26 protein-coding genes and 2 tRNA genes are annotated in these 24436 nt (G+C 62.3%); 13 read left to right on the forward strand and 15 right to left on the reverse strand.

The genetic code is table 11. The annotated features are described in order from the left end of the window. Positions 1–72: 72 nt before the first annotated feature. On the reverse strand, positions 73–1443 hold the full coding sequence (locus AC0L27_RS25710; RefSeq protein WP_473320636.1) for a sigma-54 interaction domain-containing protein: 1371 nt from the start codon (positions 1441–1443) through the stop codon (positions 73–75). Positions 1444–1668: 225 nt separating this feature from the next. Here AC0L27_RS25710 and AC0L27_RS25715 point away from each other — a divergent pair, with 225 nt between their 5' ends. The 6 genes from AC0L27_RS25715 (at position 1669) to AC0L27_RS25740 (ending at position 6968) form a co-directional block, all read left to right on the forward strand. Next, the gene (locus tag AC0L27_RS25715) at positions 1669–2502 is read left to right on the forward strand and encodes an alpha/beta fold hydrolase (protein ID WP_354209548.1); all 834 of its coding nucleotides are present in this window, start codon (positions 1669–1671) and stop codon (positions 2500–2502) included. A gap of 14 nt (positions 2503–2516) precedes the next feature. Further along, the gene (locus AC0L27_RS25720; protein WP_354209625.1) at positions 2517–4142 is read left to right on the forward strand and encodes an MFS transporter; all 1626 of its coding nucleotides are present in this window, start codon (positions 2517–2519) and stop codon (positions 4140–4142) included. Positions 4143–4264: 122 nt separating this feature from the next. Further along, the gene (locus AC0L27_RS25725; protein WP_354101109.1) at positions 4265–5263 is read left to right on the forward strand and encodes a CobW family GTP-binding protein; all 999 of its coding nucleotides are present in this window, start codon (positions 4265–4267) and stop codon (positions 5261–5263) included. 28 nt (positions 5264–5291) lie between these two features. Next, complete coding sequence (nthB, locus tag AC0L27_RS25730) at positions 5292–6014, forward strand: nitrile hydratase subunit beta (RefSeq protein WP_354062866.1); 723 nt, start codon at positions 5292–5294, stop codon at positions 6012–6014. Between the two features lie 8 nt (positions 6015–6022). Then, a complete protein-coding gene (gene nthA / locus AC0L27_RS25735) occupies positions 6023–6646 on the forward strand; it encodes a nitrile hydratase subunit alpha (RefSeq protein ID WP_354062864.1) in 624 nt (207 codons plus the stop codon). A 40-nt stretch (positions 6647–6686) separates the two neighbouring features. Beyond that, positions 6687–6968: a nitrile hydratase accessory protein gene (locus AC0L27_RS25740; protein WP_473320670.1), complete on the forward strand. Its 282-nt coding sequence runs from the start codon at positions 6687–6689 to the stop codon at positions 6966–6968. Positions 6969–7137: 169 nt separating this feature from the next. Here AC0L27_RS25740 and AC0L27_RS25745 read toward each other — a convergent pair. The 9 genes from AC0L27_RS25745 to AC0L27_RS25785 all read right to left on the reverse strand — a co-directional run bounded on the left by AC0L27_RS25745 (position 7138) and on the right by AC0L27_RS25785 (position 13070). Beyond that, positions 7138–7213 (reverse strand) — tRNA-Phe (locus tag AC0L27_RS25745). Between the two features lie 174 nt (positions 7214–7387). Next, complete coding sequence (yacG, locus tag AC0L27_RS25750) at positions 7388–7570, reverse strand: DNA gyrase inhibitor YacG (RefSeq protein WP_354062795.1); 183 nt, start codon at positions 7568–7570, stop codon at positions 7388–7390. Positions 7571–7724: 154 nt separating this feature from the next. Next, positions 7725–8354: a Maf-like protein gene (locus AC0L27_RS25755; protein ID WP_007597557.1), complete on the reverse strand. Its 630-nt coding sequence runs from the start codon at positions 8352–8354 to the stop codon at positions 7725–7727. A gap of 156 nt (positions 8355–8510) precedes the next feature. Continuing rightward, positions 8511–8978, reverse strand: a complete 468-nt coding sequence (locus AC0L27_RS25760) for an arsenate-mycothiol transferase ArsC (RefSeq protein WP_354209550.1) — start codon at positions 8976–8978, stop codon at positions 8511–8513. Positions 8979–8984: 6 nt separating this feature from the next. Further along, positions 8985–9482, reverse strand: coding sequence for a UPF0262 family protein (locus AC0L27_RS25765; RefSeq protein ID WP_354209551.1), 498 nt, complete (start codon positions 9480–9482; stop codon positions 8985–8987). Next, a complete protein-coding gene (gene hisD / locus AC0L27_RS25770; protein WP_354209552.1) occupies positions 9479–10774 on the reverse strand; it encodes a histidinol dehydrogenase in 1296 nt (431 codons plus the stop codon). Before hisD ends, AC0L27_RS25765 begins: the two co-directional genes overlap by 4 nt. 153 nt (positions 10775–10927) lie before the next feature. Then, positions 10928–11365 (reverse strand): DUF2948 family protein, encoded by a 438-nt coding sequence (locus AC0L27_RS25775; protein ID WP_354209553.1) that lies wholly within the window; start codon positions 11363–11365, stop codon positions 10928–10930. An 80-nt stretch (positions 11366–11445) separates the two neighbouring features. Next, positions 11446–12105 (reverse strand): NAD(P)H-binding protein, encoded by a 660-nt coding sequence (locus AC0L27_RS25780; RefSeq protein WP_354209554.1) that lies wholly within the window; start codon positions 12103–12105, stop codon positions 11446–11448. A 26-nt stretch (positions 12106–12131) separates the two neighbouring features. Next, complete coding sequence (locus AC0L27_RS25785; protein WP_354209555.1) at positions 12132–13070, reverse strand: SDR family oxidoreductase; 939 nt, start codon at positions 13068–13070, stop codon at positions 12132–12134. 83 nt (positions 13071–13153) lie between these two features. Here AC0L27_RS25785 and AC0L27_RS25790 point away from each other — a divergent pair, with 83 nt between their 5' ends. After that, positions 13154–13807, forward strand: a complete 654-nt coding sequence (locus AC0L27_RS25790) for a TetR/AcrR family transcriptional regulator (RefSeq protein WP_354209556.1) — start codon at positions 13154–13156, stop codon at positions 13805–13807. A 6-nt stretch (positions 13808–13813) separates the two neighbouring features. On the opposite strand, the gene AC0L27_RS25795 is transcribed toward AC0L27_RS25790, so the two are convergent. From AC0L27_RS25795 to AC0L27_RS25815, 5 genes are all read right to left on the reverse strand, one after another. After that, a complete protein-coding gene (locus AC0L27_RS25795) occupies positions 13814–14638 on the reverse strand; it encodes an alpha/beta fold hydrolase (RefSeq protein ID WP_275173981.1) in 825 nt (274 codons plus the stop codon). Positions 14639–14657: 19 nt separating this feature from the next. Further along, the gene (locus AC0L27_RS25800) at positions 14658–15167 is read right to left on the reverse strand and encodes a hypothetical protein (RefSeq protein WP_354209557.1); all 510 of its coding nucleotides are present in this window, start codon (positions 15165–15167) and stop codon (positions 14658–14660) included. A 282-nt stretch (positions 15168–15449) separates the two neighbouring features. Further along, positions 15450–15758 carry an EthD family reductase gene (locus AC0L27_RS25805; protein WP_007615494.1) on the reverse strand — a complete coding sequence of 103 codons (309 nt, stop codon included), beginning with the start codon at positions 15756–15758 and terminating at the stop codon, positions 15450–15452. 213 nt (positions 15759–15971) lie between these two features. Continuing rightward, the gene (locus AC0L27_RS25810) at positions 15972–17678 is read right to left on the reverse strand and encodes an FAD-dependent oxidoreductase (RefSeq protein WP_354062778.1); all 1707 of its coding nucleotides are present in this window, start codon (positions 17676–17678) and stop codon (positions 15972–15974) included. Between the two features lie 26 nt (positions 17679–17704). Then, positions 17705–17917: a hypothetical protein gene (locus AC0L27_RS25815; protein ID WP_354209558.1), complete on the reverse strand. Its 213-nt coding sequence runs from the start codon at positions 17915–17917 to the stop codon at positions 17705–17707. Positions 17918–18232: 315 nt separating this feature from the next. Between AC0L27_RS25815 and AC0L27_RS25820 the strand changes: the two genes are divergently transcribed. The 6 genes from AC0L27_RS25820 to AC0L27_RS25845 all read left to right on the forward strand — a co-directional run bounded on the left by AC0L27_RS25820 (position 18233) and on the right by AC0L27_RS25845 (position 24430). After that, positions 18233–18307, forward strand: a tRNA-Thr gene (locus AC0L27_RS25820). A 361-nt stretch (positions 18308–18668) separates the two neighbouring features. Further along, positions 18669–19919, forward strand: a complete 1251-nt coding sequence (locus AC0L27_RS25825) for a site-specific integrase (protein WP_473320639.1) — start codon at positions 18669–18671, stop codon at positions 19917–19919. Positions 19920–20216: 297 nt separating this feature from the next. Then, positions 20217–20540 (forward strand): hypothetical protein, encoded by a 324-nt coding sequence (locus AC0L27_RS25830; protein ID WP_473320641.1) that lies wholly within the window; start codon positions 20217–20219, stop codon positions 20538–20540. A gap of 386 nt (positions 20541–20926) precedes the next feature. Beyond that, on the forward strand, positions 20927–21349 hold the full coding sequence (locus AC0L27_RS25835; protein WP_473320643.1) for a hypothetical protein: 423 nt from the start codon (positions 20927–20929) through the stop codon (positions 21347–21349). Between the two features lie 3 nt (positions 21350–21352). Further along, the gene (locus AC0L27_RS25840; protein WP_473320644.1) at positions 21353–23644 is read left to right on the forward strand and encodes an AAA family ATPase; all 2292 of its coding nucleotides are present in this window, start codon (positions 21353–21355) and stop codon (positions 23642–23644) included. A 339-nt stretch (positions 23645–23983) separates the two neighbouring features. Further along, entirely contained in the window at positions 23984–24430 is a 447-nt protein-coding gene (locus tag AC0L27_RS25845) for a hypothetical protein (RefSeq protein WP_473320645.1), read from the forward strand. The last annotated feature ends 6 nt before the right edge of the window (positions 24431–24436 follow it).

Genomic DNA, 24436 nt, shown 5'->3' on the forward strand with positions numbered 1-24436 from the left:
CCCTCAATATGGCGGTGTGAGTCCCCCGGCGCGGTGGCAGAGATTCGCTCCATCGCCAAATCCGCTACCGAGTTAATCCCGCGCTTGATTTGGATCAGAGGCTTGCTCTTTCATAAGCCGATACAAATGCCCGCGACTGATGCCGAGCAGCCCTGCTGCTTGGCGCTTGTTACCGCCGGATCTCTCCAACGCGGCCCGAATTTCCGCTGCGGTTTGGGACCGGATGCGTTCCTTCAACAATCCGGACACATTCTCCGCTTCCGGCTTTGGCAGAGCATGTGCGGTGAGCACCGGCAATTGACCGGTCACGATGAAGCGAGTGAGCACGTTTTCCAGCTCCCGCACATTTCCAGGCCACCCATGCGCGCCTAGGGACGCTAACTGTTTTCGCGATAGATCCCTGGTCTCGCTGCCCAACCGCTCTCCAATCCGGGTGAGCAATTGTCGGGCGAGAAATTCCATATCGTCCCGGTCACGGAGCGACGGCACGTTGATCGGCAACACGCTCAGGCGGTAATAGAGATCCTGCCGAAAGCGGCCGACCTGGGCCAGTTCCGGAAGTGATTGATTGGTTGCGCAAACAATTCGGACATTGACCCCAACCGGAGTTGTGCCGCCTACCCGCACCATCTCATTCGTCTGAAGCACCCGCAGCAAACTGCCCTGCAGATGCAGCGGCATATCTCCGATTTCGTCCAACAACAGGGTGCCCCCGGAGGCAAGCTCGAACTTCCCCGGCTTTCCCCGGCTTCGGGCGCCCGTGAACGCGCCCCCTTCATAACCAAACAATTCAGCTTCAATCAGTTCGCCCGGGATTGAAGCACAATTAATCCAGACAAAGGGGCCCTCGGATCGGCTCGAATTCGTGTGAATCGCGTGGGCGGCCAGCTCCTTGCCGGAACCGGTCTCTCCCGAGATCAACACGGGAAGGTCGTGGCCGGCGACGACCTCGAGCGAGTGCCGGTACGCGTCCATGAGCCCGCCTTCGCCAACGATGTCGCGCATGCTGAAGCGGGAGCGCCATTGCTTGTTCGCCTGCGGCAGTGCCAGTTCGGCTTGCGCGACCCGGCGAAACGTCCTCTTCAAAGCACCGAGATTCGAGAACAGGGCCAGACCGACCGCGCCAATAATGCGGCCATCCTGAAGCACTGGGACCTGTCGCGTAATGAGTTGGTGTCCACGCACTTTCAGGGGATAACCGATATGGCTGCCTTCGCCGCGCGCCACGAGATGGAGCTTGGTTTGTGGACCAACGACATCGGTAATATGTCGCCCAATGAAGTCGTCCGCCTGGCCTTCTAGCAATCTGCAATACGGCTGGTTGATCAATACGATTGTGCCTGACGTATCAACCGCGACCAAGCAGTCCGAGACATGATCGAGGACAAGCTTCAGGAAGCTCGCTTCCTCGGACGACCCGGCGATCCACTGGGACAGAACCATTTACGGAAACCTCAGATCAGCAAACGTTACGGTTGCGCGACATACTGTCTCGCAAACGCGACACTAGCGTCACGTTCGGAAAGCGTCAAACCGTAAGGGCCGCTCCCCGCCGCACGCGTTTTGGCAACGAGAACAATTCATTAGCTGCCCCCGTGCAGCGGGGCGCGGACATGGCACGGCGCTTGCGATCTTACTGTGATGGAATCGACCTCGGGAGGGAGCGAAATGACGACCACAAGAACCATCGCAGTCGGCGATACCGTCGTGCAGGTGTCCGGAGCAGGAATGCCGATGGTGTTCGTGCACGGCTTTACGACAACAGCGGAATTCTGGCGTGAGCAGGTCGAGCCGTTCTCGACCGGTTACCAGATGATTCGCATCAACCTGCCCGGTCACGGTCGCTCACCACGCCCCGTAGATCGAAAATATACGATCGCCGCCTTTGTCGAGGACGTGCTCGGAGTGTACCGCGCATTGTCCATCGAGTCGGCCATTCTCGTCGGCCTTTCGATGGGCGGAACTGTGGCCCAGAGCCTCACGCTTGCCCACCCGAAGTACGTGCGGGCGTTGGTGCTGGTGGGAGCCACGCCTCATGGATTGGGCGCAGATGTCAATGTCGACAACGTACGCAAAGCCATTGACGAACTGGGTGCGGCGACGGCGAGCCAGAAGGTGATCGAACGATCCTTCGGCTCCGCCGCGAGCACCGAGCTCATCGACTTTGCCAGGAACGAGGTCACGCGGACGCCGGCCTTTGTCGCGCGCCAGGCGATTGCCTCGCTCAACGCCTCGGATAGCCGCGCGAAGCTTGGCGAGATCTGCGTGCCAACGCTGGTCCTCGTCGGCGAGGAGGACGTCATCACCCCACCGAGAGAATCGCAAACCTTGGCGGACGGCATTCCGAATAGTCGCCTTCACATCATACCATCGGCGGGCCATTTCCCGATGCTTGAGCAACCAGATACTTTCAATCGCTTGCTGAACGAATTTCTAGCGCAGCAGGACGTGCCGCCACGCCCGACCGAAGACGCGTCGTCTTACACACACCAAGCCGTTTGATGCTGGAGGATCGAATGTCCATTCAAGCTATCGAATCAGAAACCATCCTCGCGTCCAACGGCCTCGATCGCGATACCAAGCGCATTGTCTTCGCGGCCGCCCTGGGCACCGTTTTCGAGTGGTACGATTTTTTTGTCTACGGCTCGTTGGCAGCGTTTTTCAGCACGCTGTTTTTTCCGAAGGGAAATGACACCGCGGCATTGCTCGCAGCATTGGCGACCTTCGGCGCGGGCTTCGTTCTACGCCCACTCGGCGCCATCGTGTTCGGACGCCTCGGCGATCTCGTAGGCCGCAAAAAGACATTCCTCGTAACCATGCTGGTGATGGGCCTCGCTACCGCGGCGGTCGGCCTGCTGCCCTCATTCGAGACTTTCGGCTGGTGGGCGCCGACCATCTTGGTCGGATTGCGCCTGCTGCAAGGGCTCGCCGTTGGCGGCGAATTCGGGGGTGCGGTGACCTACGTTGCCGAGCACTCCGATCCGGACAAGCGAGGCTTCACGACAAGCTGGATCCAGATCACGGCGACGCTTGGGCTGTTTCTCTCGCTGGCAGTGATCATTCTTTGCCGTTCTTCGATGTCGGCGGAGAGCTTCTCGAGCTGGGGCTGGCGAATTCCATTCATCGGATCGATCGCGCTTCTGATCCTCTCTTTGTACATTCGGCTGAAGCTGCACGAGTCGCCGGTGTTCCAGCAGATGAAGGCCGAGGGCAAAGGCTCGAAAAATCCTATCGCTGACACATTTGGTGACAGGCGCAATCTGCGTTTGGTGCTCGTGGCCATCTTTGGAGTCGTAGCGGGGCAGGCGGTGATTTGGTACACGGGGCATTTCTACAGCCTCTATTTCATGACCACCGCACTGAAGATGAGCCAGGATCAGGCCAATTTCTACCTTCTGGTCGCGCTCATTCTCGGCACACCGTTCTTCCTGTTCTTCGGCTGGCTCTCCGACAAGGTGGGGCGCAAGTGGATCGTCGTCACGGGATGCGCGCTATCAGCCCTGCTGATCATGCCGTTATTCCAGAGTCTGGCGACTTACGGCAATCCTGCGCTTGCAGAATTCCGCGCCAAGACTTCGGTGGTCGTGCACGGCGACGATTGCAGCGAGGATCAGTCATGGATTGGCCAGCTATTCCGCCCGCAAGCGACGAAGGAATGTACGCGCGCGAAGGCATTCCTGACTGCGAATGCCGTTCCATACGTCGTGAAGGCCGATACTGCTTCCCTTAGCGTCCAGATCAACGACGATCCGGCGACCGCCTTCGATGGAGCCAAGCTTCTAAAGGAGCTGACCGAACGAGGCCTCCCATCGGCGAAGGCGCCGGCTCAACCCAACGGTCCGATGGTGATCGCCATCTTGTTCGCTTTGGTCTTCCTGGCGACCATGGTTTACGGGCCGCTTGGCGCTCTTCTGGTCGAGCTCTTTCCTGTCCATATCCGCTACAGCGGCGTGTCCGTCGCACTGCAGCTCGGTAACGGCTGGATCGGCGGTTTTGCTCCATTCGTCGCAACGACAGTCGTCATCGCGAGCGGCGACATCTTCGGCGGGCTTTGGTACACGATCGCGTTTGCCGGTTTGACCGCGATCATCGGAGCACTCTTTCTGCCGGAAACCCGTGGTCGCGATATCCGCGGGCAATAGCGCGATCGCATACCTGCGGCGCCGAGTTTCGCCGTCGCAGGTCTTCGTTGGGATGCGCCACTCGAGCGGCGCATCCCACTGCATCAGACATGCGACAGGCGTGGAACAATCTGGCGGCAACAATGGCAACATCACAAAAAATTCCGGTCACTATCCTCACGGGCTTCCTCGGATCCGGCAAGACGACGCTGCTGAATCAATTGCTCGAAAGCGACTTGATGGCCGAGTCAGCGGTCATCGTGAATGAGTTCGGAGCCATCAGCATCGACGCCGAGCTGGTCGTCGGCGTTGACGAGGAGATTCTCCAGATCAACAACGGCTGCATCTGCTGTACGGTCCGCTCGGATCTTGTTTCGACGATCACCAATCTTCTCTCAGGAACAAGGCCCATCCGCCGCATCCTCATCGAGACCACAGGGTTGGCCGATCCAGCCCCCATTATTCAAAGCTTTATTGTCGACGAGGTGCTTTCTGAGGTCACGGCGCTCGATGCAGTCGTGACCGTGGTCGACGCCATCAATATAGACCGGTGGCTCGCCGATCAGGGCTCCGGCGAAAACGTCGCGGCCGAGCAGATCGCCTTCGCCGACGTCCTGGTGATAAGCAAGCTGGATCTTGTCGACCAAGACGCACGCGCCAGATGCGAGGCGACTATTCGGACCATAAATCCCATGGCTCCGATGGTCGGAGCGATCGACAGTCGGATAGACGTCGCCTCAATCGTCGACGTCAAGGCCTTCGATCTGAAAAACTGCTTGTCCATTGAACCGCTGCTGCTCTCTGAGCTCGAGCACGAGCATGATCCCTCAGTGGTCAGCGTCGAAGTACGCGCAGAACGCGCCCTCGACGGGCCTCGATTCTTCCGGTGGCTCAATGTGTTCGTCCTGGAGAATGGTGAGACCCTTCTACGCTGCAAGGGTGTCCTGTCGCTGGCGGGCGAGGCCCGGCGTTGGGTTTTCCATGGAGTCCATATGACGCTCGAAGGTCGACCAGGCAGGGCCTGGGCCTCGAATGAGCACCGCGCCAGCGCGATCGTCTTCATCGGAAGAGGGCTCGACGCAACGCGAATTCGAAATGAAATTTCGGATCTGACCTCGTCGGATACCAGCCTGGTCACGTGATCAAAGCCAGAAGAGGGGCGCTGTAACAATGAAGTTGCAACACTATCTAGGAGGCCTCGAAGGTCTCGATCCGATCTCGCTTGAAACGCGGGTGTTCGTGGAAGCTTGGGAGGAGAGGATCTTCGGCATCCACACGGCGATGATGGCACTGAGTTCGCAACTCGATCTCGAAGCAACACCGAGTACATTCAACACCGAATGGACCTGGGCCGACCTGCGCAAGGGCGCAGAGTCGATGAATCCGTTCGATTACTTCAAATTCCGCTACTATGAGAAGTGGCTGGGCGGAATCTCTGCGTATTTGGTCGCGAAGGGTTACATCACTCAGACGGAACTCGACGCGCGAACCGAAACCTTCTTGACGTCAGCCCCAGTCATGCCGAAAGGCGGAGACGCCGCTGTGGACGCTCGCGTGCGGAAATATCTGCTGATCGGCGACGATCCGAAACGGGAGCGCTCGACCCAACCACGCTTCGCGCCCGGCGAGGCGGTTTGCGTCGCCGATCCGAAATCGGTCGATCACACTCGCTTGCCAGGGCATCTTCGGAACAAGGCGGGCATTATCGATAGCGTGTATCCTGACGCTTACACCTATCTTTGCGAGATCGGGCCGGACGGGATCGGCAAAGCAATGCCCGTCTACTGCGTCAAATTCGATCCCGAAACTCTGTGGCCAGGAAATACCGAGCAGAATTTTACCTTTTACGCAGACCTGTTCGAGGCCTATCTCGAACCGGCCATCGCATCCTGAGGAGCCACATGATGCAACGTTTCGAGTATTCCACGGATCGAGAAACGGTGAACGCGGCGCGCGTCCGCGCGCTGGAGGCTCTGCTTATCGAGAAGGGAGTCATCACGCGCGAGACTGTCGACAAGATCATGGCAATCTTCGCGACTGAAATGGGCCCGTTCAATGGCGCCAAGCTTGTTGCGAAAGCGTGGGTCGATCCGGCATTCAAGAAGGTTCTGGCCGAAGACACCATGGCTGCTGTCGAACAGATGAAGTTTGTGACCGGGGGAGCCGGCGCCGAAGGCGAGCATATGCGAGCGGCGATCAACACGCCGGAGGTGCACAATCTCATCATCTGCACCCTCTGTTCCTGCTATCCTTGGCCGATTCTGGGCCTGCCGCCCTATTGGTACAAGGATCCTTCGTTCCGCGCGCGAGCTGCACGCGAGCCCCGCAAAGTGCTGAGCGAATTTGGACTGAACATTGGGCCGGAAAAGGAAATCAGGACCTGGGACAGCAGCGCCCAGATCCGCTGGTTCGTTGTCCCGGAACGACCGGCGGGCACCGACACCTTCAGCGAAGAGCAGTTGACAGCTCTTGTCACACCTGAGTCGATGATGGGCGTCGCGATCGTCAAGCCGCCGAGCACCTGAAGCGATGCAAACAAACTTCGAGCATTTCGCCCTGGGAAGCATGTTGGGGAAGACCGACATGCCACCCAAGGATAACGGAAGCCTTTGCTTCGGCGCGCCCTGGGAGCGTCAGGCATTCGGCCTGGCGCTTGCTCTCTCCAAACAAGGCTTGTTCGAATGGGAGGATTTCCGCTCGGAAATGATATCAAGCATCGCCGCTTGGGAGGCCACCCACGACAAGACCGACCCAACCTGGGACTACTACGAGATCTGGCTCACCGTAGTTGAGCAGATGGTGCAACGATCCGGCTTGATCGAGCAATCGGCCCGGTCGTCTTTCTAGGCGCCTCGATGTCGGGTCGATGCAGCGGGGCCCCAGAGCGCGGCGGGCTGGACTTGATCGTACGTACACTTAGCGAGCGCTAGGGAGATAGATCTGCGGGGACCTTCGCGCCGATCATCTGGTGAACGTAGCCGTACGAATCGTGCCCCAGCGCACAAAATCGTGGATTTGGTGCCCAGGGGCGGAATCGAACCACCGACACTGCGATTTTCAGTCGCATGCTCTACCAACTGAGCTACCTGGGCGTGCTCCAAAGAGGGGCCAAAGCCCATCGAGCGGGCGGTTTATAGTGGGCTGAAGGCTGCCTGTCCACCCGGCTTCGCCAAGTGGCTTCGCTGGGCGCGGCCCGGCTGTGAACAAAACTGCCGCGGGAGCGCAAGTCGGGCAATTTCTTCAATTAACAAATTGATAAACCGCAATTATTCCTCTCCATCTGCCTCGTCATCCCGGCCGGGGATGACGTAGGAGCCTTTCAGCCAGCGGTTCAGATCGACGTCGCGGCAGCGCGGGGAGCAGAACGGGCGGGTGGCCTCGGACTGCGGCTTGCCGCAGATCGGGCAGGTTTTGAGGGGGCTTGCGGGCTTTTTCACCTGGTTGTCCATGAGGTGCTCAGCTTACACGAGGTGAGAGAGTTCAAGAGCCTGTCGCCAAAGGGGTTCCTCCGGCGGAAGCGCAGGTGTCCCGGCCAGGCCACGCGGAGCGGTTCTACTGTGCATGGGGTTGTTTTCGCGATTTTTGCAGGAGCGGCTTTTCGGCTCACACGGCGGTGGCGTTGAGCCAGCCGAAGCGGATCGGGAAACCTTCGCCGCCGAGCAGCGTCGTGGTCTCATAGAGCGGCAGGCCGACCACGTTGGTGTAGGACCCCACCATCTTGACCACGAACGACCCGGCGATGCCCTGCACGGCGTAGCCGCCGGCTTTGCCGCGCCATTCGCCGGAGCCGATATAGGCTTGGATGTCGTCCTCCGAGAGGCGCTTGAAGCGGACGCGGGTCTCGACCAGGCGCTGGCGGAAGGCCTCCCGCGGCGTCACCAGAGTGATCGCGGTGTAGACGCGGTGGTTACGGCCCGACAGCAGCCGCAGGCACTGCGCGGCCTCGTCGACGAGGTTGGCCTTGGGCAGAATGCGGCGGCCGACCGCCACCACCGTGTCGGCGGAAAGGATGAAGGCGCCGCGCAGCTCGTCGTCGAGCTGCACCGATTTGAGCGCCGCATCCGCCTTGGCCCGCGCGAGCCGGTTGGCGCAGGCGCGCGGCAGCTCGCCCCGCTTCGGCGTCTCGTCGACGTCGGCGGGCCGGAGCGCGTCCGGCTCGATGCCGGCCTGGTTGAGCAGCGACAGGCGCCGCGGCGAACCGGAGGCGAGAACGAATTTGGGGCGGCCGAGCATCAGGTGATTTGGGGAATGAAGCAGGGGGTGAATTGCGCGCGGAACCTATCGGACGGGGGCTGATTTCACAACCCGGGAACCCGGACTTTACTGATTCGACGGGTACAGGATGCGTGTGCCCGCAGTCTGTGACGCGGGTGTTACGGGCGCCGAATGCTACCCGTTCGCCGCGCCCACCTTCGAAAATCGTCGGCGGATGCGCAGCAGGAGCTGGTCGCAGATGTCGCGGTAAGCCGCTAACTTCTGATCGCGGCTGCCTTCCATGGTGGTGGGATCAAGCGTCGGCCAATACTCGACGTCGGCGGCGAGCGTGCGGGTGAGCTCCAGCGCTTTGTGATGCGCCTCCGGCGAGAGCGTGATGATCAGGTCGAAATTCAGCCCTTCCCAATCCTCCAGCTCTTCGAAGGTCTGCGGCTTGTGGGTGGAGATGTCCTGGCCGAGTTCGGCCATCACAGACACCGCGAACGGATCGAGCTCGCCGCGCCTGGCGCCGGCCGACTTCACGTAGAGGCCTTGCGGAAACATGTGCCGCAGCAGGCTCTCGGCCATCGGCGAGCGCACGCTGTTCATCGCGCAGGCGAACAGCACCGATTGCGGATCGCGTGCGCGTGGGGGCGCAGCCATCCGCGTTTAACCCTTCCAATGCAGGACAGTAATGAGCGTGAACAGCCGGCGCGAGGTCTCGAAATCGACCCGCACCTTGCCTTTCAGCCGCTCCTGCAGCGTGCGCGAGCCCTCGTCATGGATGCCGCGGCGGCCCATGTCGATGGCCTCGATCTTGTCCGGCGTCGCCGTGCGGATCGCCTGGTAGTAACTGTCGCAGATCATGAAATAGTCCTTCACGATCCGCCGGAACGGCGTCAGGGACAACAGATGCGCGACCACCGGCGTGCCGTCCTCGCGGCGGATGTCGAACATCAGGCGGCTGCCGGTGATGCCGATATGCAGCGTGAACGGCCCCTTCCCGTCGGCGCCCTCCGGCGCGAACAGATTCTGCTCGATCAAATCGTAGATCGCGATCGCGCGCTCATGCTCGATGTCGGGCCCGGAACGGCCGATCGAGTCCTCGTCGAGCGTGACGCCGACGATGCGATTCTGCGAGTCGTCCTGATCGGGCGGCTGGGTCATGACAAATTGAGGCGCAATCCAATCGAGCGCGAATGGGCATCTAGCCCCTCCGCCTTGCCGAGAATCATCGCGGCCGGACCCAGCGCACGCAGCTGGTCCGGGCCGCATTTCAGGATCGAGGTGCGCTTGAGGAAATCGTGCACCGAGAGGCCCGAAGAGAATCGTGCCGAGCGCGCCGTCGGCAGCACGTGATTGGATCCGCCGACATAGTCGCCGATCGCCTCCGGCGTGTGCGGCCCGAGGAACACGGCGCCGGCGTTGCGGATCCTTGCGGCCAGCGCGTCGGGATCTTGCGTCATGATCTCGAGATGCTCGGCGGCAATCGCATCCGCGAGCGGAATGGCGTCGTTGAGGTTCTTCACCATGATGATGGCGCCGAAATCGGCCCACGAGGCGGTTGCGATCGCAGCGCGCGGCAGCGTCTTCAACTGCGCCTCGACGGCCTTTTCGACATCGGCGGCAAGGCGCGCGGAATCGGTGATCAGGATCGACTGCGCACTGGCATCGTGCTCGGCCTGAGCCAGCAGGTCGGCGGCAATCCAGTCGGCATTGCCGGTGTCATCGGCGATGACAAGCACCTCCGAAGGACCGGCGATCATGTCGATGCCGACCTTGCCGAACACCAGCCGCTTTGCCGCGGCGACATACGCGTTACCGGGTCCCACGATCTTGGCGACCGGCGCGATCGTCGCGGTGCCATGTGCGAGCGCGGCAACCGCCTGCGCACCGCCGACGCGATAGATCTCGGTGACACCGCCAAGCTTTGCCGCCGCCAGCACCAGCGGGTTGAGCTTGCCGTCGGGCGAGGGCACCACCATGACGAGACGCGTCACGCCGGCGACCTTTGCCGGCACCGCATTCATCAGCACGGAGGACGGATAGGCCGCGGTGCCGCCGGGCACGTAGAGGCCGGCGGATTCGATCGCGGTGTAGCGCCAGCCGAGCTCGACGCCGAGCGAATCGGTGAAGCGTTCGTCCTTCGGCAGTTGGCGGCTGTGATAGGTCTCGATGCGATCGCGCGCGAGCTTGAGCGCATCCAGCGTCGCGGCATCGCAGGCTTTCACCGCGGCCTCGATCTCGGCGGCGGTGACGCGCAGGCCGGAGGCATCCAGCGTCAACCGGTCGAACTTTGCCGTGGCCTCGAGCAGGGCGGCATCGCCCCGCTTCGCCACGTCGTCGACGATGACACGCGCGGCCGCCTCGACGTCGGCCGAGGCCTCGCGCTTGGCGGCGAGGAAGGCCCCGAATCGCTGGTCAAAATCGGCGCTGCTGCGGTCGAGACGAACGGGCATCTTGGCTTCTAACTGGTTTTTGGGGGCGCGGCTTGGCTCACCAGGCCCCCTGCTCAATGGCGCGGCGGGGAAGCTGCGTCAACCCTTGGGCCGGGCCGTTCCCCTCCGCCGTCGTCCTGGCGAAGGCGGAATGCGAGGCCTTGGCATGCCACCTCACCCCTCCCCTTCAGCCTCCAATCCCGTCCCCAGCTGATCCGCCCCCAGATCCGTCAGCTCACATTCCAGGCATTCGACGTCGAGGCGGATGGCGCCGCCTTGGGCAAACAGGAGCAGCGCGCTCCCGCCGGGGGCGTCCTGGCCGTGGAATTCGATGCCGACGAGGTCCAGGACAGTGTCCGGCGCGTCGAGGTCGATGTCGCGCGACTTGCACGCGAGCACGCGGTCGAAACGGAGGGCGGCCACCAGCCTGCGCGGCTCGGCCTGGCCGTCCAGCGTCTGCTCCCAGTCCAACCGGCTCATGCCGACCACCAGCCGCTTTTCGCTTTGTCGCCAGATGATGTCAGAGGGCTGCACGCGGGCGTCCTGGACGTGAGCCGAGATCACGGAGAGGTCGTCGGCGTCGAGTGCGATCAGTTTGAGTTGGGGAGACATCGACGGCGCTTCTCCTTCGGGCGGACAGGGCTCAACGCGCGCGGGCGGGGAAATTTCCTTAGAACTAATGCCCCACTGGACTAGAGGCTATTGATATCCTCCATCTCCAGCACCTTCTTGGGATAGCCGGCGCGGACGACATGGATCATGGCGCGGCCGATCTGCTCGGTCGAGGTGACGAGCCGCGGCGAGAGCCGGCGCAGCACCGGCCACAGTGGCCGGGTTGCTGCATACACGGCCTGCACCCACGCGGTCTTGGAGCGGGCACCATGGAGCGGCTGGATCGCTCCAGGCCGGAACATGTAGGCCGCCTTGAACGGCAACTTGAGCAGATCGTTCTCGGTCTTGCCCTTGATCCGCGCCCACATCCGCGAACCCTGCTCGGTGGAATCGGTGCCGGCACCTGTGACATAGACGAATGTCATCTGTGGATTGAGCCGTGCCAGCGCGGTCGCCGCTGCGAGCGTGAGGTCATAGGTGAGGTGACGGTAGCGCTCCTCGCTCATGCCGATCGAGGAGACGCCAAGGCAGAAGAAGCAGGCGTCGAAGCCGGTGAGCTGCGCTTCGATGGCCGAGTAGTCCGTGAAATCGCCGTGCGTGATCTCCGTGAGCTTGGCGTGGCGGACGCCGGTCGGGCTGCGGCCGATCGCAACCACGCGGCCGATGCCGGCATCGACCAGGCATTCACGCAAGACGCCCTGCCCGACCATGCCGGTCGCGCCGAAGATGATGATCCGCATCGGGAGCTCCCCGACAGGCTCGCGGCTCATGCGGCGGCCGCGATCTCGTCGAAGGATATACCGGTCAAAGTCGCCGAGACATCCCACAGCATGGCTGCCGAGGCTAAATCCTTTGCCTGCGGCATGATCTTCGCCGACCGCGGCGGCCCTTTCAATTCGTAGAACCCGTTCGGACCGTAATAGCCGCCGGGCTGCGCCGCCGGCGAGGTCGCCGCCAACAAGATCGGCAGCGCGCCTTCCGCGGCAGACTGGCTGATGAAAGGCTGCAGCCACCGGCTCACACGCGACTGGAACGTGTTCGCACCCGGCCCGTTCGCAATAAGGTCGGTCCGCGCGTAGCCGGGATGTGCGGCAAGGCTGGTCAGACCCCAGCCTGCGGCGAGACTGCGGCGCTGCAATTCCAGCGAAAACATCAGCATCGCCAGCTTGGACTGACAATAGGCCCGCCACGGACGATAGGAATGCCTAGCCTGCAAATCGTCGAAATTGATCGCCCCGGAGCGGTGCGCAAGGCTCGAGACGTTGACGACTCGAGCCGCCTTCGCCCGGCGAAGCTGCGGCAACAGCTGCGCCGTCAAGGCGTAATGACCGAGATAATTGGTGCCGAGCTGCATCTCGAAACCGTCCGCCGTCTGCTGCCGCTTCGGCAGCGCCATCACGCCGGCATTGTTGACGAGCAGGTCGAGCTGCTCGTTGCCGGCGGCAAAGCGCCTGGTAAAATCGGCGACGGAGGCGAGGCTGGCGAGGTCGAGATGCTCGTAGGCGATCAGCGCATTCGGAAAGCGCTCGCAAATGCCCTCGATCCCGCGCAGACCCTTTGCGTCGTTGCGCCCTGTGAGTATGACGATGGCCCCGGCGCCTGCCAGCGCCATGGCTGTCTCGTAGCCGAGGCCGCCGGTCGCTCCGGTCACGACGGCAGTCTTGCCGCTGAGGGAGGGGATGTCTGCCGTGGTCCAGTCGGTCATGCCATAGCTCCGTCGGGGCTGGGAAAAGCCCCGCGACGGTTCTAAATGTGCACTGGGTGCAACTTTGCAAGTGGTGAAATGATTTGAAGCTTTCCAAGGTCGCCGGGAAATCAATCAACAGGCGCACCAAGCCATTGCCGGCAGGAGCAAAGTCCGCCGATGGTCCCGGCCTGCGCCAGCGCAAATTGCAAGAGACCCGCGAGCGGTTGACCCGCGGGGCGATGGCACTATTCCTGGAGCGCGGCTTCGAGGCCACGACCATCGACGACATCGCGGCCGCGGCGGACGTGTCGCGACGCAGCTTCTTCCATTACTTCGCCTCGAAAGAGGACGTGGTCGCGGCCTGGCAGGAAGGCGCCGCCGCCGCGCTGGTCGCGGAGGTCGTGGCGCGGCCGGCGGGCGAAACCATGCTGACCGCGGCGGAGAACGCGATCGCGGCGGCGCTCAAGCGGATCGATCCGGCTGAGGCTGCGGCAATGTCGCGGCTCAAGCGCGACAATCCCGCGCTTCGGGCGCGCGATCAGCTCAAATACGAGAAGCTCGAGCGGGCGCTGGCCGAAGGGCTCGCCCAGCGCGCCAGAAACAAATCGGAGCAGTTGAAGGCGCGGCTCGTCGCCATGATCGCCACCGGCGCGATGCGCGTCGGCGGCGAGAGCTGGATCGGCGGAGGGGCGCGGGAGAAGCCAGAAGTTTTCGTCAAGCGCACCTTCGACGCGATCAGGGCGATATTGGCGTGATGCCGCTCACTCCTTGAAAAACGCCAGCAGGTCCGCGTTGATGGTCTCGGCGTGCGTCGTCGGCATGCCGTGCGGAAAACCCTTGTAGGTCTTCAGCGTGCCGTTCTTGAGCAGCTTGGCCGACAGTGGCGCGGAATCGGCGTAAGGCACGATCTGGTCGTCGTCGCCGTGCATCACCAGCACCGGCACACTGATCTTCTTCAAATCCTCAGTGAAGTCGGTTTGCGAGAACGCGACGATGCCGTCGTAATGCGCCTTCGCGCCGCCCATCATGCCCTGGCGCCACCAGTTCTGGATCACCGCTTCCGACGGCTTTGCGCCGGGACGATTGTAGCCATAGAAGGGGCCGGCCGCGATGTCGCGGTAGAAGCTGGCGCGGCCGGCAGCGAGCTGCACCTGGAAATCATCGAACACGCTCTTGGGCAGGCCGCCGGGATTGGCCGCGGTCTGCAGCATCAGCGGCGGCACTGCGGAGAGGATCGCGGCCTTCGCCACCCGGCTCTCGCCATGGCGCGCGATGTAATGCACCACTTCGCCGCCGCCGGTGGAGTGGCCGACATGGATCGCATTCTTGAGGTCGAGATGGGCGGTCACGGCCGCGAGATCATCGGCATAATGATCCATGTCGTGGCCGTCGGCGACCTGCGACGAACGGCCATGGCCGCGGCGATCATGCGCGATGACGCGATAGCCATGGGTGACGAAGAACATCATCTGCGCGTCCCAGTCGTCAGCCGATAGCGGCCAGCCATGGCTGAACACGATCGGCTGGCCCGAGCCCCAGTCCTTGTAGAAGATCTCGACGCCGTCCTTGGTGGTGATGATAGGCATTGTCAGGCTCCTTGAATGATCAGGCGAACGCCATCGGCTTGAAGCGGCGCCAGGCGCCGATGGTGAGCACCACGAAGAACACCAGCACGAGGCCCTGCACTACGGCGAACACGGGGCCTCCGGGCGGCGCCGGCGCCACGGCGGGTGCGAGCGCGGCGAGCGCCGGCACCTTCAGGAACGACTGGATCACCAGCACGAAGACGTTGAAATACAGCGAGATCATCGCGGTCACGATGTAGATCGGGCGCCAGACACCAGCGAGCTTCATGCCGTAGAGCGCGAGGCAGGCGATCGCGAGCAGGACCAGCGAGATGATGCCGATGATATGCGACGGCAGCAGCTCCTTGAACGGAAACAGGAAGCCGGTGGCGCTGGTGAGGATCGTGAACAGCAGGAAAATCGCGGTGAGGCCCGGCATCGACTTCGAGCCGAGCAGGCCGAACATCACGACGAGGCCGGCCGCGATGCCGATCAGGCTGATGATGACATGAACCAGCGTGAAGGCGGGCAAGCTCAACCCAAGAACCATGACATCTCTCCTACTCTCCGCATTGAGATCGGGATTGATATTACGGTCCTCATCGAATTGCCACATGCGCTGGTGTCACACATGCGTGCGCAGCCATGCGGCATCGTGCGAATCGAAAAACGCATGGCTGAATTTTTTGCAACGCTGTCACAAACGACGGCAATTTGTGGTGCGTAGCTCGGATGGAGCGATAGCGTAATCCGGGATTCTCGCATGCAAATGCAGCGGCCCCGGATTACGCTACGCTCCATCCGGGCTACACGACATACGTCGAATCGCGGCTCACACTTCCTTGGTGTCGAAGATCAAGAGGTCGGCGCCGCCGCTGGCGAATTTCGGCACGTCAGCGCCGGTCGCCTTACCTTCCGGGCTAGCGAATGCCGCCTGGATGTCGGCCGTGCTGTCGAAGGTGAGAATGGCAACGAGATGGATTCCGGAAGGTCCGGCGGGGGAGCCGACCGGCCCCTTGCTGATGGCGTACTTCTTCAGGCCTGGAAGTTTCTTCGCGAGCGGAATGTGGGTCTCGGCATAATATTTGTCGAAGGCCGCAGCATCCGTGGGCGTTTTATACAGCACGACGATTTCAGCCATTTAGTCCTCCCGTTAAGCGTTTTCTTTGTCGATCCTCATGGTGAGGAGGCGCGCGAGCGCCCCTGCGGACGATGCAGGCCCGGCTGTTGCATCCGGGCCTTCATCCTTCGAGACGCGCGCAATGCGCGCTCCTCAGGATGAGGAGATAGTCACGCATCACCCGGCAAGATGGCAAGCCTCAATCGACTTGCCATTTACTTGTCTTGTCCTTGACTAAAGCGCCGGTTTTGCAGCGTCGCCGAGATAGCCGTGCAGGGAGGCAACGACCTGCGCGCCTTCGCCGATGGCGCCGCCGACGCGCTTTACCGAGCCGGAGCGGACATCGCCGACGGCGTAGACGCCGGGCACCGACGTCTCCAGCGGGGCCACCAGCCGGCCCTGGTTCTGCTCGGACTGCGCGCCTGTCACGACGAAGCCGCCGCGATCGAGCGTCACGCCGCAGCCGTCGAGCCAGTTGGTGGCGGGATCCGCGCCAACGAACAGGAAGAGATTGCGGATGTCGGCAAAATCCTCGTCGCTCGAGAGCCGGCTCTTCCAGCGGATGCGCCGCAGCAGCGAGGCCTCGTCGCCTTCGAGCGCCGTGATCTCGGTGTTGAACATCAGTTCGATGTTCGGCGTGGCTTCGATGCGCTCGATGAGATAGCGCGACATGCTGGCGCCGAGGCCGCCGCCGCGGATGATCATCAGCACTTTCTTGGCGTGCCCCGAGAGGAAAACAGCGGCCTGCCCCGCGGAGTTGCCGGCGCCGACCAGCGCGACCTCCTCGCCGGCGCACAGCTTCGCCTCGACCGGCGAGGCCCAATACCAGACGCCGCGGCCTTCGAATTTATCGAGGTTCTCGATCTCGGGCCGGCGATAGCGCGCGCCGCTGGCGACCACCACCGCGCGCGAATGCAGCGGGTCGCAGCCGTCAAGCGCCACCGAAAACGCGCCATCCTTGCGCGTGCAGTCGAGCGACTTCACCGTGACCGGGATCATGATTTCCGCGCCGAACTTTTGCGCCTGGTTGAAGGCGCGCGCGGTCAGGGCCTGGCCGGAAATTCCGGTCGGAAAGCCCAGATAGTTTTCGATGCGCGCGCTGGCGCCGGCCTGGCCGCCGAAGGCGCGGGTGTCGAGCACGGCGACCGAGAGGCCTTCGGATGCGGCATACACGGCGGTGGCGAGCCCGGCCGGCCCGGAGCCGACGATCGCGACGTCGTAGATACGGTCGTTGCGCGGGCCGCCGATCATGCCGATCGCGCGTGCAAGCTCGGTTTCGCCGGGATTGCGCAGCACCGCACCATCGGGGGTGACGACCAGCGGCCAGTCGTCCGGCTTGGGCGAATAACGCGCGATGACGTCGGCTGCGTCGCGATCGCGCGCGGGATCCAGCAGATGATGCGGCTGGCCGTTGCGGGTGAGGAAGCCCTGCAGCCGCACCACACCTGCCGAATGCGACGGGCCGATCAGCACCACGCCGCCGACGCCGCCCTGGAGCAGATTGACCCGGCGCAGGATCAGCGCGCGCATGATGCGCTCGCCGAGCTCGGCCTCGGCGACCAGCAGCGCGCGCAGCCGCTCCGGCGGCAACAGCAGCGTCTCGACTTCGCCTTCGGCGCGGCCGTCGACCAGCGCCGGCCGTCCCGAGAGCTGGCTGAGCTCGGCCAAAAATTGCCCCGGCCCCTGGTCGATCAATGGGGTGACATGGCCAAGGCCGTCGCGCTGGGTGATGGCGACGTGGCCCTTCAGCACGACGAACATGCCGGGCCCCGGCTTGCCGGTCTCGAACAGGAATTCCCCATCGGCATAGTTGCGGACCTCGCCGAAATGTCTCATCCGCTCGATCTCGGCCGATGTCAGCGTCGGAAAGGTCTGTTCAGGGCGGGTGAACCGCGACATCTGCGCGTCACCGTCGGGTCGTTGCGATTCGTCCTGCCCCATTGCCACGTCATGCACTCCAAAAAATTCTAGTCGCCGGTCTTGCCGGCCATCTCGCCGGCGGTCCCCTCATTTAGGGAATCATCTTCGTTCTGCGAGGGGCCGCCACTTGTGGCCCGTTCGCGCGCCTGCATCTTTCGCCGTTTCAGGTTTTCGCGCAGCGCCGATTTGAGCCGGTCGTCGCGGGACGCCCTCGCCTGTCTCGACTCCTGTCGGTCGCCCTTGTCGTTCTCGTCTGCCATCGGGGTCCATTACAGCGATCGGCGATAACATGCCCGAGGAATAAGGCAGCTCAAGAGGCCCGCGCGATCCGATCGTGCGAAAATCGAAATGGATCGAATCCGGCGCATCCGGCAACTGGCCAGTTGGGTGGGGATATCGGAACCGAATCCGGGGAAAGTCGGCCGTTTCGAGCCAAAACAGGCATTTTGGCCTCGATACCGGCCCGATTTTATCGGTTTGGCGGAGCTAGCAAGCTTGCACAGGAGGGGGGCTTGTGGCAGATATCGGCCCGCTTGGTAGGCCCCTCGTGGCGGCCGATTCTTACCCCAGCACATGCTGCCGTAGCTCAGTGGTAGAGCACTCCATTGGTAATGGAGAGGTCGACAGTTCAATCCTGTCTGGCAGCACCATTCCCTGGCTCAAATCACACGTGAAGCAGCCTTCTCGCGGCATGAGATGCCCGAGTTTTGCTTCTACCTTGACCCTCTTCTGTGAAGAGGGCGCAGGGAAGACCGGGTGCCGGCTGGCACCCGCGGTCCGCTGCGCGAAAGTGTAGCGCAAAAAGACCGCACAGCAGCATACAGGTGACGCCGAACACTCGGCCTTCCCTGCGCAGGGGAAAAACGTGAGTCCTATGGAGCGTCGTGGATCGCTGTAGAGCGGCCCTAAGCCATTGATCGTCCGCAATTATCCCGCTTATATTGGCGCAGGCCTTTCGCAGGCATTCGCCGGCAGCTTCGCGACACATCGCGAGAGACAGGGACACGATCAATGGCACGCAAGGTCAGCTTCAGCGCACTGGAAAGCCGCAGCGCGCGGCTGCGTTTGAGAGTTCGCCGCGCTCCGTATCCTGGGCCGACTCTCGCGCGCGGGATCGCGCTGATGTATCGCCGCAACAAGACCAACGGCACTTGGGTGCTCAAGGCGAGCGACGGTCATGGTGCATATTGGACCAAGGGTTTCGCGTTCGCTGACGATTTCGAGGATGCCGACGCCAAGACCGTCCTGACCTTTCACGAGGCGCAGGACGCGGCGAAGAAGCTCGCGCGCGGTGAGGACGGCAGCGCCGACTCCGCACCAATCACTGTGGATGGTGCCCTGAAGGCCTACAGCCGTGATCTGGTTGCACGCAATGCCAACCCGTACAATGCGGAGCATCCCCGCCTGCACCTCACCAGCGTGCTGCTTTCGAAGCCGGTCGCGCTGCTAACGTCCAAGGAGTTGAAGGCTTGGCGCGACGGGCTGATTGGCACTATGGCCGCCAGCACCATCAATCGGCTGTGCCGCTGTGTTTGCGCGGCGCTGGCACTGGCGGCGCAGCACGATCAACGCATCAGGAACAGCGACGCATGGGAGGTCGGGCTTGCCGGGCTTCCTGACGCCACCGAGGTGCGCAACGTCATCATCTCCGACGACAAGGTGCGCGCGTTCGTCGCGACAGCTTACGCGCTCGATGCGAAGTTTGGCTTGCTCATGGACACGCTGGCGGTGACCGGCGCGCGGCCGAGCCAAGCCGTGCGGTTGCGCGTTGCGGATCTGCATGACCATCCGACCAAGCCGAAGCTCATGATGCCAAAGTCGGCCAAGGGCGGTGGCAGGAATCGGAGTCAGAGAAGGATCGAGCGTTACTCGGTGCCGGTCACCGCTCAGCTCGCTGCCAAGCTTAAGCTGGCGGCAAAGGACCGCGCTGAAGGTGCGCCGCTGCTGATGCAGAGTGACGGCCGCCGTTGGAGCGAAAGCCCCGGCCAGAACTGTCACCGCAGTGTTGACAGGACCGTCGCGGCTATCGGACTCGATCCGGCGGAGGTCACGATGTACGCCCTGCGGCATTCGAGCATCGTCAGGATGCTGCTGCAGAACGTCCCGATCCGGGTCGTGGCGAGCTTGCACAACACCAGCACCAGTATGATCGAAAAGCACTACTCCAAGTTCATCACCGAGCACTCCGATGACGTCTCCCGGCACGCGCTGTTGCAGCCGGCGCCACCAAGCCGCGACAACGTCGTCGCACTAGCGAGCTGATCAGCTACCGCGACTCACTTGCTACCCCGGCTAAGCCAGTGGGTGCACGTTCCGACGATGTTCTGTTGCGCTAGTCCTATGTTGAGCAACGCCTACCAGCTCAGTCTGAAAATAATTTTAGCACCTGTCAGCTCCAGCCTAGCTTTTCACGCCCAAAAATTTCTCAGCCGATTGAGGCGCTTAGGAAAATTAGAACCCGCTTAAGGCATTGATTGTGAATTACTAATTTTACTGAAGCGGTTTGACAGCAGCCCGGACTCCTCCAAGTTATGGCTTGCGATGTGGAGGAGTAAAACGATGGCCCGTCAAGATGCCAGGAGGCACCAGCAACCGCCGCCGTTGGCGATGACAATTCCAGAGTTCTGCACGGCTCACAGAATTAGCCAGTCCATGTTTTTCAAAATGAAAAAGCAGGACAAGGACTCGACGCCGCGCGAATTTAAGTGCGGCTCGCGAATTCTGATCTCTTTCGAAAGCGCGGCCGAATGGCGTGCCGCACGCGAGGCAGCGGCTGCATCCGACAAAGTGAACCCCGTGCCGCAAGCTCCGTCTAAGCGATCGGCATCGGCTAAAGCCAAGCTTCCGCGCGCTGCACGTCGCACCGAAGGCGCTGCGGCTTAGCAAATCGGCCGCGCAGCAGGCACTGCGCGACCGGAGAGCTGACGTATCTGATGGGTCATCGAACAGCCGATCAATAACACGTCAGCTTTTAGGTTCCTAGTGCCCGCCGCGCGACCTCCAGATCAAAGGTCCGCGCTCATGTTGTCAGATCAATCATTCTACCGGCTGTTGCGCCTCGCGCAGATGCGCGCGCGCCAGCCACACTTAAGAATCACTGGATTCTGCCCGTGCTCGATGAGTACCAACGCCAGCGCTTGCTCACGTCGCCGGCCAAGTCATCGTGCACGACGATCGCATCGCCGCCGTGCGCGCCTCACGCGCGGCAAATCGTCAGATCCCGACGACGGTAGTAATCCCGACATCGTCAGTTTGCGGAGGGCGCAGCCATGACGCGCCCGCTGAAGCAGCGTGCCTGGACGAAGCGCGACCAGGAAGAATGGTTGGCCCGCATGCCGGTCGTGCTGTGCGAACCGATCAAACACGTCGATGGCGGTCACTGGCTGTGGCGGCACTGGTGCCCGTGGTGCAAGGGCCACCATCACCACTCGCCCGCACCGGGACATCGGGACCCGCATTGCACCAACGCAAACTCGCCGTTCCATCATACTGGCTACATCCTGAAGCTCGATCCGCAATTCGCGGAACGCGATCGGCTCTGCCAGCTGGAGCGCAGTGAGGCTACGTGGCGATCGGAAGCGGTTGCCGCGCGCAAGGCGGCGTGGCTCGCGTCGCCTGAAGGTCAGGCTGCGCTTGATGAGAGCAACGTCACCATGGGCGCGAGCAATAGCCGTCGCGGATGTGGAGATTGAGTGATGCACACCCAGCCCGAGCGCGACGATCACATCAATCGAGATTCCGGCGGACCGACCAGCGATATCGATACCCGCACGTTGACGGTGACGTTTTTTAGGGATGAAAAAGCTCAGGCTAAGCGCATCAAGAGAATGACCCTGCGCGAGTTGGCCACGCGCATCGAGCAGCAGACCGCGGCTGACAAGGCCGGCCTTGACTGGCTCAAGCTTGCGACGTTTGGAAATAAGCGGACAGGGAAAAACTGCCTGCGCAACAACGACAATGTGCTGGAGGTCTCCGGCGTCGAAGGCGATCACGACACTGGAAAGCTGGCGTTCGCCGATGCGGTCGCGATCATGCGCAAGGCTAATATCCGCAGCGTACTCTACACGTCGGCATCGTTCGTGCCGGTCGAGAAGGAAAAATGGCGCATCCTGGTGCCGCTGTCGCAGAACCACCCACCTGACAGCCGCGCCAAATTTCTCGCCCGCGTCAACGGCCTACTCGGTGGTTATCTGGAAGGTGAAAGCTTCACACTGTCGCAGTCCTATTACTATGGCCATATCGAAGGCGCGGCCTACCACGTCGAGGTGATTGATGGTGACTTCCTCGACCTGCGAGACGACACCCATCGCGGCAGCATCTTCAAGGACGGCAGCAAGATCGGCGACAGTGTTGATGGTGCAAGACCGCCACATGTGAACGGTCAGTCGCAGCATCGCTCGCGCGCCGATGACGATCCAGAGCCCGTCCCGTTGCTCAAGATCCAGGCCGCGCTCGGTGCCTTCGGCAGTAATTGCAGCTATGAGAAATGGCTCAAAGTTGCTGCCGCGCTCCACAACGAACGCGGCGAGAGCGGCTTCGAGCTGTTCGATACTTGGTCGGCCAAAGACACCGGCACGGTGACTCTGAACGGGAAGCCAGAGCCACGCTACACACCGGAGAAAGCCAGCAAGCGGTGGCAGGGTGCGCGCTCGATGCGCGACATCACCATTGCCACACTGTTTCACTACGCCGATGAGGCCGATCCGGAATGGCGCGACCGATATGAGGAGGCCGAGAGAGAGCAGATTTACACAGAGATGGCAGCTGCCGTGCGCGGCAAGGTTGCCAGCCCACCAACGGAAACAACCACCACTACCGGCACCACCATCGCCGTTCCGCTCCAGAATGAACCGCTCGGCTGGGATGCTGGCGAGGACGATACGATCCCACCGCCACGCGGCTGGCTGCTGGGCACCAGCTTCTGCCGTGGCTTTGCTTCATCCTTGCTCGGCGACGGCGGCGTCGGCAAGACCGCGCTCAGATACGCGCAGATGTTGTCGCTGGCCAGCGGGTCCCCGCTCACAGGCGAACACGTCTTCCAGCGCTGTCGGGTATTGATCCTCAGCTTCGAGGACGGCCCCGACGAACTCCGCCGCCGCCTGCTCGCCGCCCGGCTGCATCACGAGATCAGTCAGGAGGACCTGAAGGGCTGGCTGTTCATGGCGGCGCTCGGCAAGAAGGACGGCAAGCTGATGGTGCTCGACAACCATAACCGCCCGGTTATGGGCCCGCTGACCGCCAGATTGGAGCACACCATTGTCACTCGCGGGATCGACGCCGTCATGCTGGACCCGTTCGTTAAAACCCACGCGGTCGGGGAGAACGACAACAACAATATCGACGCCGTGGCGCAGATCCTCACGGACATCGGCATCAAGTACAACATCGCGGTCGACGTGCCTCACCATATGGCGAAGGGTCCGGCCGATCCGGGTAACGCCAACAAGGGACGCGGCGCTTCGGCGCTGAAGGACGCGCTGCGGTTGGTCCGCACCGCCACCGCGATGACGCCAGACGAGGCCAAGCTCTTCAACCTGAGCGAGGCCGAGCGTCGCAGCTTGATCCGGGTCGATGACGCCAAGCTCAACATCACGCCGGCTGCGGATGCCAGATGGTTCCGGCTGGTGGGCGTCGATCTGGGCAACGGCAACGACCTCTACGCCAAAGGCGACAACGTCCAGACGGTCGAGCCCTGGAGGCCGCCGGAGCTGTTCAAGGACGTCAGCGTCCCTTGCATCAACCAGATCCTCGACGAAATCGACGCCGGGTTCCCGGACGGCAACCGCTACAGCGACGCCGCTAAGACCGACCGGCCGGCGTGGCGGGTGATCGAGAAACACTGCCCGGGCAAAGGCGAGGGTCCCGCCCGGCTAATGATCCGGACATGGGTCAAATCCGGCCTGCTGATGGTGCAGGATTACGACAACCGGACAACTCGAAAACCCGCCAAAGGACTCTGGGTCGACCACGCCAAAAGACCGTCATGAAGGTTGCGCCATCACCTCGTTTTTGGTGGCGCAACGGTGGCGCAAAAGAAGTTTGCGCCACCATCAATCGGTGCCCTCCAGGGGGTGGTGGTGGCGCAGGCCGTCCACCACCCCTCCTTTGACGGCGCACCGATGGCGCACTGGCATCTCTCCTGCAGCAGGATCAAGGTTACGGTGCGACCATGGTTTGTCGGCAGCATCATGGGTGATTTTGAGTAGTTGGGCCGGTGCAAGTTTTCCAAAGCAAAGGGCGGCGGACGATGCTCTCGCTTAGGGCGGCGGTCGGAGATATGGTCGGATGTCCTGACTCCATCCTCTCAGAGTAAGGAAATTTGAGGCATGCCAACCTCCGACGACCTCGATCTGACTCCGATCAATCCAAAGCGGCCAACCCAGCCCCATAATCGACGGCCACCGCCGGGCAGAGGTCGCGTCAAGGGAAAGCCGAACTTCTTCACGCGAGATGTTCGCGCTGCGATCACGCAGGCAGCGAACAACGTTGGGTCTGACGGAAACGGCCAAGACGGCTTGGTCGGCTACATGGAAGACCTCGCGCGATATCACAAGAAAGCTTTCGCCAACTTGCTGGGGAAAGCGTTGCCGGCGAACGTCGGCCTCGACAATCCGAGCGCCGTCATGGTCGGCACGATCAACATTGTCGGGATTCCGCACGGCCAAACATATGACGGTCAGGCGATGTCGGATCTGTCGCCATCGTTCGAGCATCAACTGCGTCCGGCTATGCGCGTCGTCGAGCCCCTCAAGGTCGGGCCGGCTGAGGATTGACCGGGC

The organism is Bradyrhizobium sp. Ken51 (assembly GCF_055807435.1).

Bases quoted from the DNA above. Each gene is read 5' to 3' on its own strand.
- AC0L27_RS25835 (WP_473320643.1), top strand. From the start codon at position 20,927: ATGACGCGCCCGCTGAAGCAGCGTGCCTGGACGAAGCGCGACCAGGAA.
- AC0L27_RS25825 (WP_473320639.1), top strand. From the start codon at position 18,669: ATGGCACGCAAGGTCAGCTTCAGCGCACTGGAAAGCCGCAGCGCGCGG.
- AC0L27_RS25715 (WP_354209548.1), top strand. From the start codon at position 1,669: ATGACGACCACAAGAACCATCGCAGTCGGCGATACCGTCGTGCAGGTG.
- AC0L27_RS25795 (WP_275173981.1), bottom strand. From the start codon at position 14,638: ATGCCTATCATCACCACCAAGGACGGCGTCGAGATCTTCTACAAGGAC.
- AC0L27_RS25805 (WP_007615494.1), bottom strand. From the start codon at position 15,758: ATGGCTGAAATCGTCGTGCTGTATAAAACGCCCACGGATGCTGCGGCC.
- AC0L27_RS25740 (WP_473320670.1), top strand. From the start codon at position 6,687: ATGTTGGGGAAGACCGACATGCCACCCAAGGATAACGGAAGCCTTTGC.
- AC0L27_RS25785 (WP_354209555.1), bottom strand. From the start codon at position 13,070: ATGACCGACTGGACCACGGCAGACATCCCCTCCCTCAGCGGCAAGACT.
- AC0L27_RS25755 (WP_007597557.1), bottom strand. From the start codon at position 8,354: ATGCTCGGCCGCCCCAAATTCGTTCTCGCCTCCGGTTCGCCGCGGCGC.
- AC0L27_RS25775 (WP_354209553.1), bottom strand. From the start codon at position 11,365: ATGTCTCCCCAACTCAAACTGATCGCACTCGACGCCGACGACCTCTCC.
- yacG (WP_354062795.1), bottom strand. From the start codon at position 7,570: ATGGACAACCAGGTGAAAAAGCCCGCAAGCCCCCTCAAAACCTGCCCG.
- AC0L27_RS25800 (WP_354209557.1), bottom strand. From the start codon at position 15,167: ATGGTTCTTGGGTTGAGCTTGCCCGCCTTCACGCTGGTTCATGTCATC.
- AC0L27_RS25725 (WP_354101109.1), top strand. From the start codon at position 4,265: ATGGCAACATCACAAAAAATTCCGGTCACTATCCTCACGGGCTTCCTC.
- nthA (WP_354062864.1), top strand. From the start codon at position 6,023: ATGATGCAACGTTTCGAGTATTCCACGGATCGAGAAACGGTGAACGCG.
- AC0L27_RS25765 (WP_354209551.1), bottom strand. From the start codon at position 9,482: ATGACCCAGCCGCCCGATCAGGACGACTCGCAGAATCGCATCGTCGGC.
- AC0L27_RS25815 (WP_354209558.1), bottom strand. From the start codon at position 17,917: ATGGCAGACGAGAACGACAAGGGCGACCGACAGGAGTCGAGACAGGCG.
- AC0L27_RS25760 (WP_354209550.1), bottom strand. From the start codon at position 8,978: ATGGCTGCGCCCCCACGCGCACGCGATCCGCAATCGGTGCTGTTCGCC.
- AC0L27_RS25845 (WP_473320645.1), top strand. From the start codon at position 23,984: ATGCCAACCTCCGACGACCTCGATCTGACTCCGATCAATCCAAAGCGG.
- AC0L27_RS25810 (WP_354062778.1), bottom strand. From the start codon at position 17,678: ATGGGGCAGGACGAATCGCAACGACCCGACGGTGACGCGCAGATGTCG.
- AC0L27_RS25720 (WP_354209625.1), top strand. From the start codon at position 2,517: ATGTCCATTCAAGCTATCGAATCAGAAACCATCCTCGCGTCCAACGGC.
- nthB (WP_354062866.1), top strand. From the start codon at position 5,292: ATGAAGTTGCAACACTATCTAGGAGGCCTCGAAGGTCTCGATCCGATC.
- AC0L27_RS25840 (WP_473320644.1), top strand. From the start codon at position 21,353: ATGCACACCCAGCCCGAGCGCGACGATCACATCAATCGAGATTCCGGC.
- AC0L27_RS25780 (WP_354209554.1), bottom strand. From the start codon at position 12,105: ATGCGGATCATCATCTTCGGCGCGACCGGCATGGTCGGGCAGGGCGTC.
- AC0L27_RS25830 (WP_473320641.1), top strand. From the start codon at position 20,217: ATGGCCCGTCAAGATGCCAGGAGGCACCAGCAACCGCCGCCGTTGGCG.
- hisD (WP_354209552.1), bottom strand. From the start codon at position 10,774: ATGCCCGTTCGTCTCGACCGCAGCAGCGCCGATTTTGACCAGCGATTC.
- AC0L27_RS25710 (WP_473320636.1), bottom strand. From the start codon at position 1,443: ATGGTTCTGTCCCAGTGGATCGCCGGGTCGTCCGAGGAAGCGAGCTTC.